Here is a 16,018-nt window from a genome sequence, read left to right on the forward strand (position 1 = left end):
CATGAATGATTCTTTTCAGTTCAATAAATACTATTCTTTTGAAAAGATCAGCTTTTAACACTAAATTTGTACTTCAAATTATTAAAAGATATGAACTACCATACCAGAAAATGGGTGAAGCCCGAAGATTTAAATCCCAACCATTCACTTTTCGGAGGAAGACTTCTTCAGTGGATTGACGAAGAAGCGGCATTGTATGCTATTATCCAATTGGAAAACACAAAAGTAGTAACCAAATTTATCTCTGAAATCAACTTCGTGAGCTCCGCCAAACAGGGAGATATTATAGAAATAGGAATTGAAGCTACTCATTTCGGTTCTTCTTCCATTACTTTAAGATGTGATGTAAGAAACAAAATGACGCATCAGACGATTATTACTGTAGAAAGAATTGTTATGGTCAACCTTGATGCGGAAGGCAATCCGGCTCCTCATGGTAAAACCCAGATTGAATTCGTAAAAGACAGGTTAAACAAAAGCTTATGAAAATATTCATAAAGAATATGGTCTGCAACAGATGTATTGCGGCAGTAGAAAATATTTTCCGCAATGCAGATGTAAGGATAAGCAATATCTTATTAGGTGAAGTAGAAACAGAGAATGAAATTTCACCTGAAAAAATGCAGAGGATAGAAAAGGAATTGCTCGATACAGGTTTTGAAAGGATCATGGATTCTGCACATCAGACCGTAGAAAAAATCAAAAACCTGATTATTGTAAAAATAAGTAATCTTGATATCTCAGAAGATTTTCTGCTTTCAGAATTTTTAAGTTCAAAATTTCATAAAGATTACAGCGCTCTTTCAAAAACATTTTCACAAAACGAAAATATCACATTAGAGCAGTTCTTCATTCTTCAGAAAATTGAAAAGGTAAAGGAACTTCTTTTGTATAATGAATTCAATCTTACCGAAATCGCAGGAAAGCTTGGCTACAAAAGCGTTCAGCATCTTTCTTCCCAATTCCGCAATATAACCGGATTTACTCCGACAGAGTTTAAAAAACTTAAAGAGCACCATCGCAAAGCGCTTGATAATCTTTAATACATTTGAGTGTTTGAGTGTTTAATAAGTGAAGGAGTTAAATATCCCTATTACACTTACAAACTCTCAAACTCTCCCACTCCACCTAATTTTATAACTATTATCCTTAAATTTATAACAACCTTAGGTTTCCATTTTGGAAATTTGTAGTATAAATTTAAGAATCATGGAACAACAGTATAAAATACTCGGAATGACCTGTTCCGGCTGCCAGAAAAAGATATCCAACCAACTGAACAATGTTGAGGGCGTCACTGCCGATGTAAATCTGGAAACCCATACCGCCACCATCACTTCTGATCATGGAGTGAAACTTTCAGTTTTGAATGATGCTTTGGCAGAGATAGGAAAATACAGACTTGAAGATCCTGATAATCCTGAGAAAACTTTTATAAAACCTCAGGACCGTGTATCGCCGTCTTCTGTATACTATTGTCCGATGGAATGCGAAGGAGATAAGGTATATTTCAAACAGGGCGAAAGATGTCCTGTCTGTAAAATGTATCTGGTTCCTATTGAAGAAAAGCTGGCTAAGGATCCTAATCATAAACCAACCTATTCATCAACCAACCTTCCTGAAAACTTTAAAGACAGCATAGGAAAATACTATTGCCCGATGTTTTGCGAAGGGGATAAAGTATATGATGAAAAAGGTAGCTGCCCTGTTTGTCATATGGATTTGGAGCCCATCACTGAAGAACTTGTACAAAATGTAAGCCCTCATCAGCATCACGCTCATTCCCATGCTCACAACCATCACGATCACCATCACAGCCATCATCACGAAGCGCCAAAAGTGACCGATGAAATGGCCGGCAGATATTACTGTCCGATGTACTGTGAAGGTGACAAAACCTACGATTCCAATGTAGGGTGTCCTGTCTGCGGAATGGACCTTGTAAAATATCCTGAAAAGAAAACTGCAAAATACACCTGTCCTATGCATCCGGAAATCATCCGTAACGAACCGGGAGACTGCCCGATCTGTGGAATGGATCTCGTGAGAATGCCAGACAGCGGTGATAACGAGGAAGATGAAACCTATACCATATTAAAGAGAAAATTCATTACCTCACTGATATTTACGATTCCGGTTTTCATTCTTTCTATGGGAGGAATGCTGATCAATTTCCCTTTTTCTCATCAGGTTCAGGGATTTATTGAGCTTGCTTTAACGCTTCCGGTCATGTTTTATTCAGGATGGTTTCTGTTGAAAAGAGGCTGGGTTTCCTTCAAAACATGGAATCTCAATATGTTCAGTCTTATTGCTCTTGGAGTAGCCGCAGCATTTATTTTCAGTATTGTGGCCTTATTCTTCCCGGATATTATTCCACATGAAATTCGTGGACACAATCATGAAATTCCATTGTATTTTGAGGCTGTCTGTGTGATTTTAACCCTTGTTATTTTAGGTCAGCTGATGGAAGCAGCAGCTCATAAAAAAACAGGAAATGCCATTAAAGAATTAATGAACCTTTCACCTGATGAAGCCAATATTATGATAAACGGTGAAGAAAAAAAAGTACTGCTTTCCCAGGTAAAAATAGGAGATTTATTAAAAGTAAAACCGGGTGAAAAAATTCCCGTAGACGGAAAAATCATTGAGGGAAATTCTATCGTAGATGAAAGCATGATTACCGGAGAACCCGTTCCCGTTGAAAAAAGTGTAGACGATAAAGTATCTTCCGGAACCATCAACGGTAACCAGGTATTCATTATGAAGGCAGAAAAAGTAGGTGATGAAACACTGCTTTCCCAGATCATTAAAATGGTGAATGAAGCCAGCCGCAGCAAAGCTCCTATCCAGAAGCTTACCGATAAAGTTTCTAAAGTATTTGTTCCTGTAGTCATTCTTATTGCTGTGCTTACTTTTATTCTGTGGCAGTTTTTCGGTCCGGAAGGGAAAAGAACCTTATTTGCTTTTGTGAATGCTGTTGCAGTTCTTATTGTGGCTTGTCCCTGTGCCCTTGGGCTGGCAACTCCAATGTCTTTAATGGTTGGAATCGGAAAAGGTGCTAAAAATGGAATTCTGATCAAAAATGCAGAAGCTCTTGAACAGATGAATAAAGTAAATGTTCTGATTACCGATAAAACAGGAACTTTAACAGAGGGAAAACCTTCAGTAGAACATATTGAAACGGTAAACGGAGATCCGAATCACATTTTAAAACTGGCTTTTTCTCTGAACCAGAATTCTGAACACCCGCTTTCCAATGCCGTCATAAAAAGAGCAAAAAAAGGGAATATAAGTGCTGAAAAAGTAGATCAGTTTGAAAACATATCCGGAAAAGGAGTCAAAGGAAATATCAACGGTAAGACCGCTTATCTTGGAAATGAAAGTCTATTGACCTCGCATCAGATTATGATTCCGGAGAGCTTAAAACAGAAAGCAGTAGAAGTTCAGTCTAAAGCTCATACTATTTCTTATATCGCAAAGGAACAGCAGGTGCTGGGATTTGTAAGCTTTACAGATAAAATTAAAGAAAGCTCTAAAAAAGCCGTAAAACAGCTGATGAGCGAAGGTATAGACGTCATCATGATGACCGGAGACAACGAACATACTGCCAAAGCTGTTGCTGATGAGTTAGGAATCAAACATTTCAAAGCCAACTGTCTTCCTGAAGACAAACTGAATGAGGTAAAAAAACTACAGCAGCAGGGCAAAATTGTAGCGATGACGGGAGACGGAATCAACGACTCTCCTGCCCTTGCCCAATCCGATGTGGGCATTGCCATGGGAACAGGAACTGATGTTGCCATTGAAAGTGCTGAAATCACTTTATTAAAAGGTGATATCTTAGGTGTTGCAAAAGCTAAATTACTGAGTGAAAAGCTTCTCAAAAACATTAAGGAAAATCTGTTCTTCGCATTCATCTATAATGTACTGGGCGTTCCGGTTGCGGCAGGATTATTGTATCCATTCTTTGGAATTCTCTTATCACCAATGATTGCAGCTGCTGCGATGAGCTTCAGTTCCCTGTCTGTGATACTGAATTCATTGAGATTAAACTCCGTGGATCTGGATATAAAATAATAACATGACAAAAGAAAATCTTTACATAGGGTGTTCGGGATTTTATAATAATGACTGGAAAGGGTCTTTATATCCTGAAAATGCCCCAAGTAAAGATTTTCTTTCTTTATACTCAAAAACGTTCAATGCCGTAGAAATCAATTCTACTTTTTACAGGAAGCCAACCTCAAAAACACTGTTGAAGTGGCATGATGAAACACCCGAGGGATTCAGATTTTTCATTAAAATTCCAAAGGTAATTACGCACCAAAACCGGCTTGAAAATTCCAAGGACGAGATTGCTGTATTCTGTGAGCACATTCAGGACAGTCTGAAAGATAAACTTTCCGGATTTCTGTATCAGCTTCCTCCTTCCTTTAAAAATACTGCAGAGAATACAGAACGGATTATCAACAATATCGATTCCAGATTTCTGAACGTCATTGAATTCCGGCACAGCTCATGGTGGCAAAAAGAGATATTCGGTCTTTTAAAACAACATGATATTGTCTTCTCAGGCGTAAGTTTTCCAGGCCATCTTCCTGAAGACTTTATTATTAATCATCCGGAAATACTCTATTACAGACTTCATGGAAAACCAGTTCTTTACAAATCAGAATATAGTAAAGATTTCATAGATGCATTAGCTGAAAAGATTAAAAATACCTCTCAAACCTCTTTCATTTTCTTTAATAATACCTGGGGAACGGCAGCTATTAAAAATTCGCTGTATTTAAAAAGCATTCTAAAATAATGAACTGACTCTAATGATTTGATTTTGTTAAAATAAAATAATTCCCCGTCAATTGAAGAATATTGAAATCTTAACAAACATAGAAAAACACTATCGTTTTCATATTTATAAATGTTAAATTTTAAAGAAAAGAAAATCATAAATTTACAACTTGTCAGGTAATGGAAATCTCCCTTAAAATAAAGTTCTTAAAATAAACTTAAAAAGAAAAAACACTGCACAGCTTGGCATATAATTTGTTAATTTTCAACTGTTATTTTTAACGATTTTTAACAATTTAAAATTCCATTATTTTTATGAGAAAAATTTTTGCGGGAAAGTCAAAAAATATGACTTTTCTTGGGATGGTTGCATTGATGAGTGCAACTTCAGCATTACTGAACAGCTGTAATTTCAAAAACGAAGTGAATAATGACCCCGTCGTCAGTTCACAGGAACATCCTTCCGCAGAAATAGTCCCCGATAATAATGAAGAAGAAGTAGCCCCTGATAAAAGAGTGATTTATCTTACTTTCGATGACGGCCCCAACCAGGGAACCGAAAATCTTTTAAAAATCCTTGATAAAAGAAACGTTTGCGCAACTGCCTTTCTGGTTGGTAAACATGCTTATGGAAGTAAAAGACAAAAAGATGATTTTCAGCTTTTGAAGCAAAATCCCCTTATAGAACTGGCCAATCACAGTTTCACGCACGCCCATAACAAATACACTGATTTTTATAAAAATGCTGACGCTGTAGTTCATGATTTTGATATCGCCAAAGACAGCCTGAAGCTTACTGATAAAATAGCAAGAACTCCAGGAAGAAATATATGGAGACTCAACAATATTAACGTAACAGATATTAAAAGCTCAACAGCCGCTGCAGACGGCCTTAAAAAAGCCGGCTATAAAGTTATTGGCTGGGATCTTGAATGGAGACCTTCTCAAAAAATGACTTTAAAAGGAAGTCATGAAGCCATGATCAAGAAAGTAGACAGTATCTTCTTAAACGATCTTGAGAAGACATCGAGGCACCTTGTATTCCTTACCCACGACCAGTATCTTAGAGATGCAGACTCTATCAATGAACTGGATATGTTTATTGAGAAATTGCAGAAGAGCAACAAATTTGTATTCAGAAAAATATCTCAATATCCTAAAATCAATGAGGTTTTGAATTAATGACCCCAGAAGACCTGATATCACTAAGCTTTGAACATTCAGAGAATTTTCGGACATTTGTATTATGAGTATTAAAGAGAACTACAACACTATAAAAAACCAGCTGCCATCCACTGTGCAGCTGGTTGCCGTTTCTAAAACCCATCCGGTTTCTGCAGTACAGGAAGTCTATGATCTCGGACAGAAGGTTTTTGGAGAAAACAAGGTTCAGGAACTGATGGAAAAAGCTCCTCTCCTTCCTCAGGATATCCAATGGCACCTGATCGGACACTTACAGACCAACAAAGTAAAGTATATTGCTCCTTTCATAGATACCATACAAAGTGTGGATTCTGAAAGATTATTAACAGAAATCAATAAAGAAGCAGAAAAAAATAACAGAATCATCAAAGTCCTTCTGCAGGTAAAAATTGCAGCTGAGGATAGCAAGTTCGGGCTTGAAGTTTCTGAAGCAAAAGATCTTTTCCAACAATACATTGAGGGTAAATTTCCGCATGTTGAAATTACCGGCCTCATGGGAATGGCCACATTCACCGATGATGAGCAGCAGGTTAGAAATGAGTTTTTAACCCTAAAGAAGCTTTTTGATGAATTAAATCAATCAAAAGCATTAAATACCTTATCAATGGGAATGAGTGATGATTTCCCGATAGCAATCGAGTGCGGAGCCAACTCTGTGAGGGTCGGATCTGCTATTTTCGGGAGAAGAGACTACTCCAAATAGAATATTTAGGTACAGTTTTTGCTAATAATTGAAACAAAAAATTTAAATTTGCAACTATGCAAAAAATCCTTATAGTAGAAGACGAAAAAGCAATCTCGGGAGTACTTCACAGTATTCTTTCGGATGAACTCACCGATTATGAATTTGTTATTGCCGAAGATGGCCTTGAAGGTTACAAACAGGTAGAAAAAGAAGATTTCGCATTGGTGATTTCTGATATCAAGATGCCTAAGCTTTCAGGAACCGAGCTTTTGAAACAAAGTCTTGCCTTAAAACCGGAAACTACTTTTATCATGATCTCAGGCCACGCAGACATCGATTCTGCTGTTTCCTGCCTGAAAGAGGGTGCATATGATTTTATTTCCAAGCCCATTGACATCAACAGACTTATTACAAGTGTGAAAAATGCATTGGTAAAAGAAACCCTGAAGAAAGAAAACAAAAACCTTCAGACAGAAAATAAAACCTTAAAGAAAAAAGTAAGTAAAAAATACCAGATGATTGGTACCTCTCCTGCTCTTCAAAAGATTCAGGATATGATTGAAAAGGTAGCCGCTTCTGATGCCAGAGTTCTGATCACCGGGCCTAACGGTGCAGGAAAGGAATTGGTGGCTCATGCGATCCACAATCAAAGTGAGCGTGCAAGAGGTCCCATGGTAGAGGTAAACTGTGCTGCGATTCCGTCTGAACTTATTGAGTCTGAACTTTTCGGACATGTAAAAGGATCTTTTACAGGTGCTATTAAAGATAAGCAGGGAAAATTTGAACAGGCCAATGGCGGTACTATTTTCCTTGATGAGATTGGAGATATGAGTCTTATTGCTCAGGCTAAGGTATTGAGAGCACTTCAGGAAAGCAAAGTTTCTCCTGTGGGAAGTGATAAAGAAATTAAAGTTGACGTAAGAGTAATTGCGGCAACCAATAAAAATATGCAGAAAGAAATTGAGGAAGGAAAATTCAGAGAAGACCTTTATCACAGACTTTCTGTTATTGAAATCTATGTTCCGCCATTAGATGAAAGAAAAGAAGATATCAAATTATTGGTTGAGCACTTTTCAGGAATGATTGCTGATGAGCATGGTACTGCTGCGAAAAAGTTTGATGATAAAGCTATTGATGCTTTAAAAGCGCTTTCGTGGACTGGAAATATCAGAGAATTAAGGAATGTTGTCGAGAGATTGATTATTCTTGGTGGAAACACTGTTTCCGAAGGTGACGTTGCAAGTTTTGTAAGGAAATAATAAGCTATTATTGACCATATTATAAAAATTTGCAGTGTTACACTGCAAATTTTTTTTTGATCCTATTTGAATGATAAACTATATGAATCTTAAAATATTATGAACTTTTTAAACAAAAATTATACGAAAGAATGCCTGACTTTGGCTCTGCCTGTAATGCTTACTCAGGTGGGGCAAGTTTCAGTAAACTTATTCGATAATATTATTGTCGGAAAATTATTGGGTGCCGATGCGCTGGCATCTGTTTCATTGGGGAATGCTGTGTTTTTCTCCATATTTGTGCTAGCCCTGGGCTTTTCATTTGCCATTCCACCATTGGTTTCGGAAGCACATTCCAGAGAGGATCATGCTACGATCAACTCTGTTTTCAGCCACGGTTTTATTATCAATATGTCTGTAGGGATTATCCTGATGGTCATCTTATTGTTGGGAATGCCGCTACTCTATCATTCCGGACAGCCTGCCAAGATCATTCCTGATACGGTAAGCTTCCTGAGCATAATGGTAGTGAGTATGATTCCGTTCATGGCATTTCAGACCCTTCGGGAAGTTTCTGAAGGACTTTCTTATACGATTGGAGTTACCAAAGCAACTATTATTGCCAATATCATCAATATTGCCTTAAACTACGTATTTATTAAAGGACTTTGGGGAATTCCTCCAATGGGAGTTAAAGGATCTGCTTTGGCAACTTTGATTTCCAGAATTTTCATGGTGGTTTTCCTTTATTTTGTATTACTTAAAGAAAAAAGAACAAGACGTTATATCAAAGATTTTTCTTTAAAAATTCAGAATTTTTCAAAACAGATGTTTGATAAAATGGTAAAACTGGGATTGCCTACAGCGTTACAGATGTTCTTTGAAGTAACCGCTTTTGCCGGAGCCGCGTTTATCTGTGGATTGATCTCTGCTCATGATATTGCTTCCCATCAGATCGCTTTAAGTATGGCTTCATTTACCTTCAACCTGTGTGTCGGTTTCAGTGTTGCATCTACCGTAATGATTGGCAGAAAACTGGGTGAACAGAACTTTGTGGAACTGAGAAAAGTAGGAATCAACAACCTGAAAATTGCCTTTATTTTCATGTGTATCTGTGGACTGGTATTTATTTTAGGAAGAAATATACTTCCGACTTTCTTTACCAAAAAAGAAGAAGTGGAAGTGATTACACTGGCTGCGAAATTAATGATCATCGCCGCTTTATTCCAGCTTTCTGATGGAATTCAGGTGACTGCATTAGGAATGCTCAGAGGTTTGCAGGATGTGAAAATTCCTTCTATTTATACTTTTATTGCATACTGGGTGATTACCATTCCTTTGGGATATTTCTTTTGTGTTACTTTGGAAATGGGCGCATTCGGAATGTGGATCGCACTTGGACTGGGATTAACAGTCTCTGCTGTTTTCCTGGTGAAACGATTCCTGAATATGTCTGCGAAAAGAATTAAGCAGAATTCATAAAAACAAAATAGTAAATATTTAACGCAGAGTTTTTAAGCTTTGCGTTTTTTATTTATATTTGAAAAACAATAACCGTTATGACCACTAGTGAGAGAGAGAAAATCGAAGATCAAATTATAGATTCAGACCTATCCAAAAACGACAATTATCATAATAAATATTTTATTAGGATTGGTTCTAAAAATAGAAATTTTATTGAAGTCAATTTTTCACACACATACTTTGAAAACTGTTATTTTAGAAATGTTACCTTCAATTCATGTAATTTTAATGGTTGCAAATTCAATAATTGTAATTTTCATAATAGCACATTTATAGATTGTAATTTCGATTACGCAACTTTTGAAAAATCATATATTGATTCGAGCATATTAGATACTAACCTCTCAAAATTTAATAATCTGAGAGCAAAATTTGCTAGAACGCTGAGGATTAATTTTCAAAGTATTGGAGATCAAGAAGCTGTTAATAAAGCAATAAAAGTTGAGCTTAAGGCTAAGTCAGAACATCTTTTTGACTGCTGGTATTCCTCAGAAAGATATTACAGAGATAAATATCAAGATATTGAAAGATTGAAAGTTTTTATTGAATGGTTATGGTTCAAATTACAGGACTTAATTTGGGGAAATGGTGAAAAACCCAAAAATTTAATAAAACTAGGATTCCTATTATGGATACTTGCCACTATCTATGATACTATAGCTTTTAAAAATTGGAATCTAGTAAACAATTATTTTGATTCATTAATAGAAGTACCAACTTATTTCTTGGGGGTTAACAAACCAAGTAAATATAGTAACTTTTATATTACCTCGCTTGCATCAATTCGTTTAATTGGATTTGCACTTTTTACATCATTAATAATAAAAAGATATAGCAGGAGATAATGGATATATATATATTTGGTTCTGTAGTTAGAGGAGAAATTGATAAATTCTCTGATATAGATATGCTAATAATAAAAGATAACAATGAGAATTTAAAAGATATATCTCCTGAAGTATATTCGATATATACATATGATAGAATAGGCGACCTATGGAAAGAAGGTAACCCATTTGCATGGCATTTATATCTGGAGTCAAAATGTGTTTTTACGGATAATAAAGTTTCTTTTATTAAATCCCTGGGTAGACCCAATAATTATAAAAACTTAAAAAAAGATTTATATAAATTTTATAAACTATATCAAGACTCACAAAAGTCTATTCTTGAAAGTCAACATTCTACAGATTTTGATTTATCAATGATCTTCTTAGCTATAAGAAACTTCGCAGCATGTTTTTCTTTAGGATTTGTGGGAAAAGCCAATTTTACTAGAGATTCAGCGATTAATTTAGATTCGTACTCACTTAATATCAATAACAATGTTTATAATAATTTAAAAAAGGCAAGATTATTAGCTACAAGAGGTATTGGTAAAACAGTAACAACAGATGAATTAAATGAAATAACAAATGAATTTATTGAAATTGAAAAATGGTTTAACAAAATTCTAAACTTAATATCATGAATGATTTTTTAAATAGAATTACAGCTCAAAGAACTGTTACAAGTATAGTTAACAAAGAAACAAAATTTAATTTTCCATTAGTTGGATTATCCGCAAAGGCACTTGAAAGATGGAAAAATGAAAATAATATAACCGAAAATTCAGAACTATTAAAAGAACTTTATTTAATATCAACAAAACTTTTCTTTTTAGGTAATAAAAGCCAAGAACAAATTACAGATGAATATAAATCTTTAAGTAAAAATATTACTGAATTAATAAATAACTTACATAGTAAATTATAAGAGAGGTTTTTAAATTGCCATAGTAACAGGTATATTTAATCTATCCTCTTTCCTAAAATCTTCAGACTTCTTTCCACACCATCCAGAATGGCTACATTAGGAAGGCTTCCCCAATCTTCGAACCCAAAGTGTCTGAATAACTTCAAACTTGGCTCATTATGAAGGAAAATAAGGGCTACAAGGTTTTTTACTCCAAATTTTCCGGCGTTATCAATACAATACTGAAGAATGGTTTTTCCGTATCCTTTTCCTCTGCAGGATTCGTCCAGATAAATACTTACTTCTACCGTACCGTTATATGCTGCCCTTTCATGGAATGAACTGAAACTTACCCAACCAACGGTTTGATTCTGGTCATCTTCAACTACCCAAAGCGGCCTTGTCTGGGGATTATGCTCTTCAAACCATTTTAGCTTGCTTTCCACAGAAACTTCTTCCATATCTGCAGTCACCATTCTTGAGGCAATTGTTGAATTATATATAGCTACGATTTTATTTAAATCTGCCAACTCAGCATTTCTGAATTTTAATTTTTCCATGAATATTAGATTCAACTAATTCTAATACAAAAATACAAAATTTTAAAAACACCCCTGTAGATTTAATATATTTTATCCAAATTTTAATATTAAAACAGAAAACCCCCTTGTAATAACACCAACACTCGCATCTGTTTTAATGTTTTTTTTGGAATACGCAAAGGCGCAATAAGGTTGAAAGCTAGAATATTTTTAAGGCGCAACGATTTTATCTTCGATAAAATTAAATTCTGATCATTTTATTGCTTGAGGATTATGCTGATTAAAATTGCTAGTGAAAAATCTACGCAATCTCTTCATTCTGCGGGAAAAATTACCGTAATTCCATTAGCATATTCAACAAAATTATTTCAAATCTTTTAAAATTCTATTTAAACTTCTTACTGTAATTCCTAAATAAGCCGCCATATCTTCTTTGGAGATATGAATATTCTGCTTTGCCTGCATTTGTAACAATTGTTTTAAAGTATGTTCTACCGTATACAACTGCTGATAAGATGCTCTGCTGGAAGTATTGATAATTCGCTCTGCAAAAGATTCTAAAAGAAGATGGTTCAGGGTAAGGTCATTTTTAATCAAAGCTTTAAAAACCGGAATCTTTACTGCATACACTGTCACTTCATTGAGAGCTTCAATACTGCACAGACAGTTTATATTTTTGATTAATTCTACTTCCCCGATGATTTCACCGCTTCCCAGAAACTCAACGATGTATTCTTTTCCGTTTTCTTCGGCTAGAAAGCATTTGACAATCCCTTCTTTAATCATCATGACATGAGAAAGCTGATGATCCTGCATCAGTATTTTATCCCCCGCAGAAAAAGATTTTACTATAATATCGTCACTCCTGTTCTGCTTTTTATGCAGTTCATCAAGATAGTTTAAAAATGTCTGATTCGTCCTTAACATATTCTCCCGGGACAAATGTCCTTTTCTTATTGATTTTTTATACTGAATTTTGCGGACAGAAAATTACAAAACAAAAATGAATAATCATATTACAACCATTGCTTTTGATGCGGATGATACACTTTGGATCAACGAACCTTATTTTCAGGAAGCAGAAAAAGAATTCTGTGTACTTCTTGAAGATTATCTTCCTCAACACTCGGTATCACAGGAATTGTTTAAAACAGAAATGCAGAATCTTCATTTGTACGGCTATGGAGTGAAAGGATTTATGCTTTGCATGGTTGAAACCATATCCAGAATATCCAACAATACAGCCTCATTAGAACTGGTTAATAAAGCTATTCAACTAGGCCGGGAGCTTCTGCAGAAACCTATTGAATTGCTGGATAGCGTTACAGAAACCCTTGAAAGTTTAAAAGGAAAATACAGGCTGGTTGTTGCTACGAAAGGAGATCTTCTGGATCAGGAACGTAAATTGAAAAACTCAGGATTACAGGAGTACTTTCACCACATTGAAATCATGAGTGACAAGAAAGAAAATGACTATAAAAAACTGCTGAAACATCTGGATTGCCAGCCTGAAAACTTTCTGATGCTTGGAAATTCCATCAAATCAGATATTTTACCGGTACTGGAAATCGGAGGTTTTGCAGCACATATTCCTTACCATGTCACATGGAGCCATGAACAGCATGATGTTACTCTGGAGCATCCTAATTTTATGGAGCTTACAAGTATTGACGAGATCCTGAAGCATCTTACCATTTAAACCGTTAAGATTGATTAAGCAGGTAAGATTATTAAGGTGAGCTTCGCTTTAAGAAATTTTACTTCACCATTATATTTTAAGTAAAAAAAGAGACTGTTTATAGCAAACAGTCTCTTTTGTCATTTATTTCTTCAAACACTTTTCAAGGAACTGATCCTGTTCCCATAAAAGGTGTAAGATATTTTCTTTAGCCTGGTATCCGTGTGCTTCTTTTGGAAGAAGAACCATTTTTACCGGAGCACCCAGATTTTTCAATGCCTGGAAGTATCTTTCCGTCTGCAATGTAAATGTTCCCGGGTTATTATCTGCATCACCGTGAATCAGAAGAAGCGGTGTCTTCATTTTGTCTGCATGCATGAACGGAGACATCGTATTATAGATTTCCGGAACATCCCAATAGTTTCTTTGTTCACTCTGGAACCCGAATGGTGTTAATGTTCTGTTATAAGCACCACTTCTTGCAATTCCACATGCAAAAAGATTAGAATGGGTCAAAAGATTTGCGGTCATGAAGGCACCGTAAGAATGTCCTCCTACAGCTACTTTCTTTTTGTCGATATATCCCAGATGATCCACGGCATCGATAGCAGCAGCAGCATTGGCTACCAATTGCGTAATGAAGGTATCATTAGGTTCTGTTTTTCCTTCACCGATAATCGGGAAAGCGGCATCATCCAGAACAGCATATCCTTTCGTTGTCCAATACACAAAAGATCCGTAATACGGGAATGTAAAGTCATTCGGGTTTTGGGTATTCTGTCCTGCTGTATTTTTATCTTTATATTCAGTTGGATAAGCCCAGATTAGCAACGGAAGCTTCTCTTTTTTTGCTTTTCTGTCGTAATTAGCCGGAAGATAAAGAGTTCCTGTTAAGGTAACACCATCATTTCTCTTGTAGGTAATCACTTCTTTGTAAACGTCTTTGATACTTTCAAAAGGATTCGCAAAATTCGTTACAGCTTCTGCTTTATTAGATTTAATATTCTTTCTGAAGTAATTCGGATAAAGACTTGGTGATTGCTGAGTTGTAAGGACTTCACCCTTTGAGGCATTAAGGATATCAATGATTTCTTCTTTACCGTTTTTTATATTAGATGTATAAAGTCTTTTCTTTTTCAGTGATTTAACATCCATTTCATCAATAAATGGGTGCTGGCCGTCTTTGGTAAATCCGTCCCCGATCAGATAAGCTTTTCCACCTTTCATATCGATTACATATCTCCCGTATTGGTTTTTCGTTGTGTTAAATCTTCCCGGATCGCTGTATACATCCTGATAATTTCTGTCATCAAAAACTTTGAATTCACCGTTGTTAATATCTATCAGGTAAGATTTTGTATTTCGTGTGTCATACCAGCCTTCAGAAACAATTGCATAATGATCATTGGTCCAGACTACATCTTCATATCTCTGTCTGGTTTTAAAGAAGGATTTTGGAGCGGCTGTAAACGGAGCCTCCCAGGTAAATATTTCATCTCTGTAATCTGCTTTTTTAGACTGGTCTCCTCCATCCAAAGCTTCAGCATAGGTAAGTGTAGCAGGAGCATCACTTCTCCATGCCATATCTCTTTTTCCGGTTCTTACAGAAGAAAATCCTTTCGGCATGATTTCATTCAGAGGAACATCATTTACTGTTTTCACAATATTTCCTTTCCTATCGTAGACAACCGTTGTGGATGGGAACCTATTAAGCGGAACGATATAGGAAAATGGTTTCTTGATCATGGTAGCCATCAGATAGTTTCCGTCCGGAGAAAAACTTAAGCCGGCATACATATCCTGCTCTTTCAGTTTCTTAAGATTTCCTGTAAGATCTACGTTGTAAAGTTCGGAATTTGTAAGGGTCTCAAAGTTTTTTTCGTCCTGAGGATTCTTCAAAAGATCCTGATACGTTCTGTTCTGGGACACTTTACCGTCTGCTGTTGAAACAATCGGGCCTGTAGGAAGATCTTTAGCGGCATCAATAAGAGCAGCTCTGTTTTGCGGAAGTGTTCTGATCAGGAAGCTTTGAGAGTCATTATACCATACATAAGGCATTCCCAGATTGGCATTCAGATTATCTGCTGTAATTTTTTTAGCAGATGCAGTTTCCATATCCACTACCCAAAGCTCCACTCCTTTAGCGGTTGTATTGGTAAAAGCCAGTTTTTTTTCATCCGGTGAAAATGAAACATAGGCAATTTTTGGATTGGAAGGCAGATTTTTTACCTGAATCTCATTTTTATCATTGATCTTTCTGATCTTCAGATTATTTGAGTAGGTCATGCTGCTTGAAATATTAGTAACCGGGTTGATTCTAAGTCCACCAAGCTTCATTTCACTCTGGCTGAGATCTTCTAATGTTTTATATGTTGGACGATAGGTAAAAACTACCCAGTCTTTTTTGCTGTTCATCAGAACACCTGGAGGTCTGTCATAATCTGCCAGTTTTAAAATCTCAGCAGAAGGCTTTTGATACGTAATATTTTCCTGTGCATCATAAAAATTGAGAAATGCCAGAAGGCAAATAGTCAGTTTTATCTTCATATATATTCATTTTCTACGAATGTAGTGAATTTTAAAAGAATTTAACATTAAAAAGTCACTTATCACATTGCAATTA

General features: G+C 35.8%; 15 protein-coding genes. 12 read left to right on the top strand and 3 right to left on the bottom strand.

What is annotated here, in order from left to right:
• Positions 1-90 precede the first annotated feature (90 nt).
• From AB1278_RS13570 to AB1278_RS13620, 11 genes are all read left to right on the top strand, one after another.
• Positions 91-486: an acyl-CoA thioesterase gene (locus AB1278_RS13570; protein WP_137903989.1), complete on the top strand. Its 396-nt coding sequence runs from the start codon at positions 91-93 to the stop codon at positions 484-486.
• Entirely contained in the window at positions 483-1,043 is a 561-nt protein-coding gene (locus tag AB1278_RS13575) for a helix-turn-helix domain-containing protein (RefSeq protein ID WP_343643101.1), read from the top strand. The genes AB1278_RS13570 and AB1278_RS13575 overlap by 4 nt, the downstream gene beginning before the upstream one ends.
• Positions 1,044-1,209: 166 nt before the next feature.
• Positions 1,210-4,077, top strand: coding sequence for a heavy metal translocating P-type ATPase (locus AB1278_RS13580; protein ID WP_429814952.1), 2,868 nt, complete (start codon positions 1,210-1,212; stop codon positions 4,075-4,077).
• A gap of 4 nt (positions 4,078-4,081) precedes the next feature.
• Entirely contained in the window at positions 4,082-4,810 is a 729-nt protein-coding gene (locus AB1278_RS13585) for a DUF72 domain-containing protein (protein WP_429814955.1), read from the top strand.
• Positions 4,811-5,106: 296 nt separating this feature from the next.
• Positions 5,107-5,973, top strand: coding sequence for a polysaccharide deacetylase family protein (locus tag AB1278_RS13590; protein WP_411413285.1), 867 nt, complete (start codon positions 5,107-5,109; stop codon positions 5,971-5,973).
• 64 nt (positions 5,974-6,037) lie between these two features.
• A complete protein-coding gene (locus AB1278_RS13595; RefSeq protein ID WP_429814958.1) occupies positions 6,038-6,697 on the top strand; it encodes a YggS family pyridoxal phosphate-dependent enzyme in 660 nt (219 codons plus the stop codon).
• Between the two features lie 56 nt (positions 6,698-6,753).
• Positions 6,754-7,938, top strand: a complete 1,185-nt coding sequence (locus AB1278_RS13600) for a sigma-54-dependent transcriptional regulator (protein WP_110008675.1) — start codon at positions 6,754-6,756, stop codon at positions 7,936-7,938.
• Between the two features lie 99 nt (positions 7,939-8,037).
• Positions 8,038-9,399: an MATE family efflux transporter gene (locus AB1278_RS13605; protein WP_110008674.1), complete on the top strand. Its 1,362-nt coding sequence runs from the start codon at positions 8,038-8,040 to the stop codon at positions 9,397-9,399.
• Between the two features lie 77 nt (positions 9,400-9,476).
• Positions 9,477-10,286, top strand: a complete 810-nt coding sequence (locus AB1278_RS13610) for a pentapeptide repeat-containing protein (protein WP_429814961.1) — start codon at positions 9,477-9,479, stop codon at positions 10,284-10,286.
• Entirely contained in the window at positions 10,286-10,912 is a 627-nt protein-coding gene (locus tag AB1278_RS13615; RefSeq protein ID WP_429814964.1) for a nucleotidyltransferase domain-containing protein, read from the top strand. The genes AB1278_RS13610 and AB1278_RS13615 overlap by 1 nt, the downstream gene beginning before the upstream one ends.
• Positions 10,909-11,196, top strand: coding sequence for a hypothetical protein (locus tag AB1278_RS13620; protein WP_429814967.1), 288 nt, complete (start codon positions 10,909-10,911; stop codon positions 11,194-11,196). Before AB1278_RS13615 ends, AB1278_RS13620 begins: the two co-directional genes overlap by 4 nt.
• 35 nt (positions 11,197-11,231) lie before the next feature.
• On the opposite strand, the gene AB1278_RS13625 is transcribed toward AB1278_RS13620, so the two are convergent.
• Both AB1278_RS13625 and AB1278_RS13630 read right to left on the bottom strand, forming a co-directional pair.
• On the bottom strand, positions 11,232-11,735 hold the full coding sequence (locus tag AB1278_RS13625) for an N-acetyltransferase family protein (RefSeq protein ID WP_429814970.1): 504 nt from the start codon (positions 11,733-11,735) through the stop codon (positions 11,232-11,234).
• A gap of 345 nt (positions 11,736-12,080) precedes the next feature.
• On the bottom strand, positions 12,081-12,644 hold the full coding sequence (locus AB1278_RS13630; RefSeq protein WP_429814973.1) for a Crp/Fnr family transcriptional regulator: 564 nt from the start codon (positions 12,642-12,644) through the stop codon (positions 12,081-12,083).
• 76 nt (positions 12,645-12,720) lie between these two features.
• Between AB1278_RS13630 and AB1278_RS13635 the strand changes: the two genes are divergently transcribed.
• Positions 12,721-13,416 carry an HAD family hydrolase gene (locus AB1278_RS13635; RefSeq protein ID WP_343643092.1) on the top strand — a complete coding sequence of 232 codons (696 nt, stop codon included), beginning with the start codon at positions 12,721-12,723 and terminating at the stop codon, positions 13,414-13,416.
• A gap of 123 nt (positions 13,417-13,539) precedes the next feature.
• Here the strand turns inward: AB1278_RS13635 and AB1278_RS13640 are convergent, their stop codons facing one another.
• The gene (locus tag AB1278_RS13640; RefSeq protein WP_429814976.1) at positions 13,540-15,942 is read right to left on the bottom strand and encodes a prolyl oligopeptidase family serine peptidase; all 2,403 of its coding nucleotides are present in this window, start codon (positions 15,940-15,942) and stop codon (positions 13,540-13,542) included.
• Between the last annotated feature and the right edge of the window lie 76 nt (positions 15,943-16,018).

The sequence above is a fragment of the Chryseobacterium sp. NRRL B-14798 genome (assembly GCF_050470705.1).
Taxonomy (GTDB): Bacteria; Bacteroidota; Bacteroidia; order Flavobacteriales; family Weeksellaceae; genus Chryseobacterium; species Chryseobacterium cupriresistens.

What these genes read in the sequence shown, in the direction of transcription:
- AB1278_RS13610 (WP_429814961.1), top strand. Translation starts at nt 9,477, where the DNA reads ATGACCACTAGTGAGAGAGAGAAAATCGAAGATCAAATTATAGATTCA.
- AB1278_RS13595 (WP_429814958.1), top strand. Translation starts at nt 6,038, where the DNA reads ATGAGTATTAAAGAGAACTACAACACTATAAAAAACCAGCTGCCATCC.
- AB1278_RS13635 (WP_343643092.1), top strand. Translation starts at nt 12,721, where the DNA reads ATGAATAATCATATTACAACCATTGCTTTTGATGCGGATGATACACTT.
- AB1278_RS13580 (WP_429814952.1), top strand. Translation starts at nt 1,210, where the DNA reads ATGGAACAACAGTATAAAATACTCGGAATGACCTGTTCCGGCTGCCAG.
- AB1278_RS13625 (WP_429814970.1), bottom strand. Translation starts at nt 11,735, where the DNA reads ATGGAAAAATTAAAATTCAGAAATGCTGAGTTGGCAGATTTAAATAAA.
- AB1278_RS13600 (WP_110008675.1), top strand. Translation starts at nt 6,754, where the DNA reads ATGCAAAAAATCCTTATAGTAGAAGACGAAAAAGCAATCTCGGGAGTA.
- AB1278_RS13630 (WP_429814973.1), bottom strand. Translation starts at nt 12,644, where the DNA reads ATGTTAAGGACGAATCAGACATTTTTAAACTATCTTGATGAACTGCAT.
- AB1278_RS13620 (WP_429814967.1), top strand. Translation starts at nt 10,909, where the DNA reads ATGAATGATTTTTTAAATAGAATTACAGCTCAAAGAACTGTTACAAGT.
- AB1278_RS13575 (WP_343643101.1), top strand. Translation starts at nt 483, where the DNA reads ATGAAAATATTCATAAAGAATATGGTCTGCAACAGATGTATTGCGGCA.
- AB1278_RS13570 (WP_137903989.1), top strand. Translation starts at nt 91, where the DNA reads ATGAACTACCATACCAGAAAATGGGTGAAGCCCGAAGATTTAAATCCC.
- AB1278_RS13590 (WP_411413285.1), top strand. Translation starts at nt 5,107, where the DNA reads ATGAGAAAAATTTTTGCGGGAAAGTCAAAAAATATGACTTTTCTTGGG.
- AB1278_RS13605 (WP_110008674.1), top strand. Translation starts at nt 8,038, where the DNA reads ATGAACTTTTTAAACAAAAATTATACGAAAGAATGCCTGACTTTGGCT.
- AB1278_RS13615 (WP_429814964.1), top strand. Translation starts at nt 10,286, where the DNA reads ATGGATATATATATATTTGGTTCTGTAGTTAGAGGAGAAATTGATAAA.
- AB1278_RS13640 (WP_429814976.1), bottom strand. Translation starts at nt 15,942, where the DNA reads ATGAAGATAAAACTGACTATTTGCCTTCTGGCATTTCTCAATTTTTAT.
- AB1278_RS13585 (WP_429814955.1), top strand. Translation starts at nt 4,082, where the DNA reads ATGACAAAAGAAAATCTTTACATAGGGTGTTCGGGATTTTATAATAAT.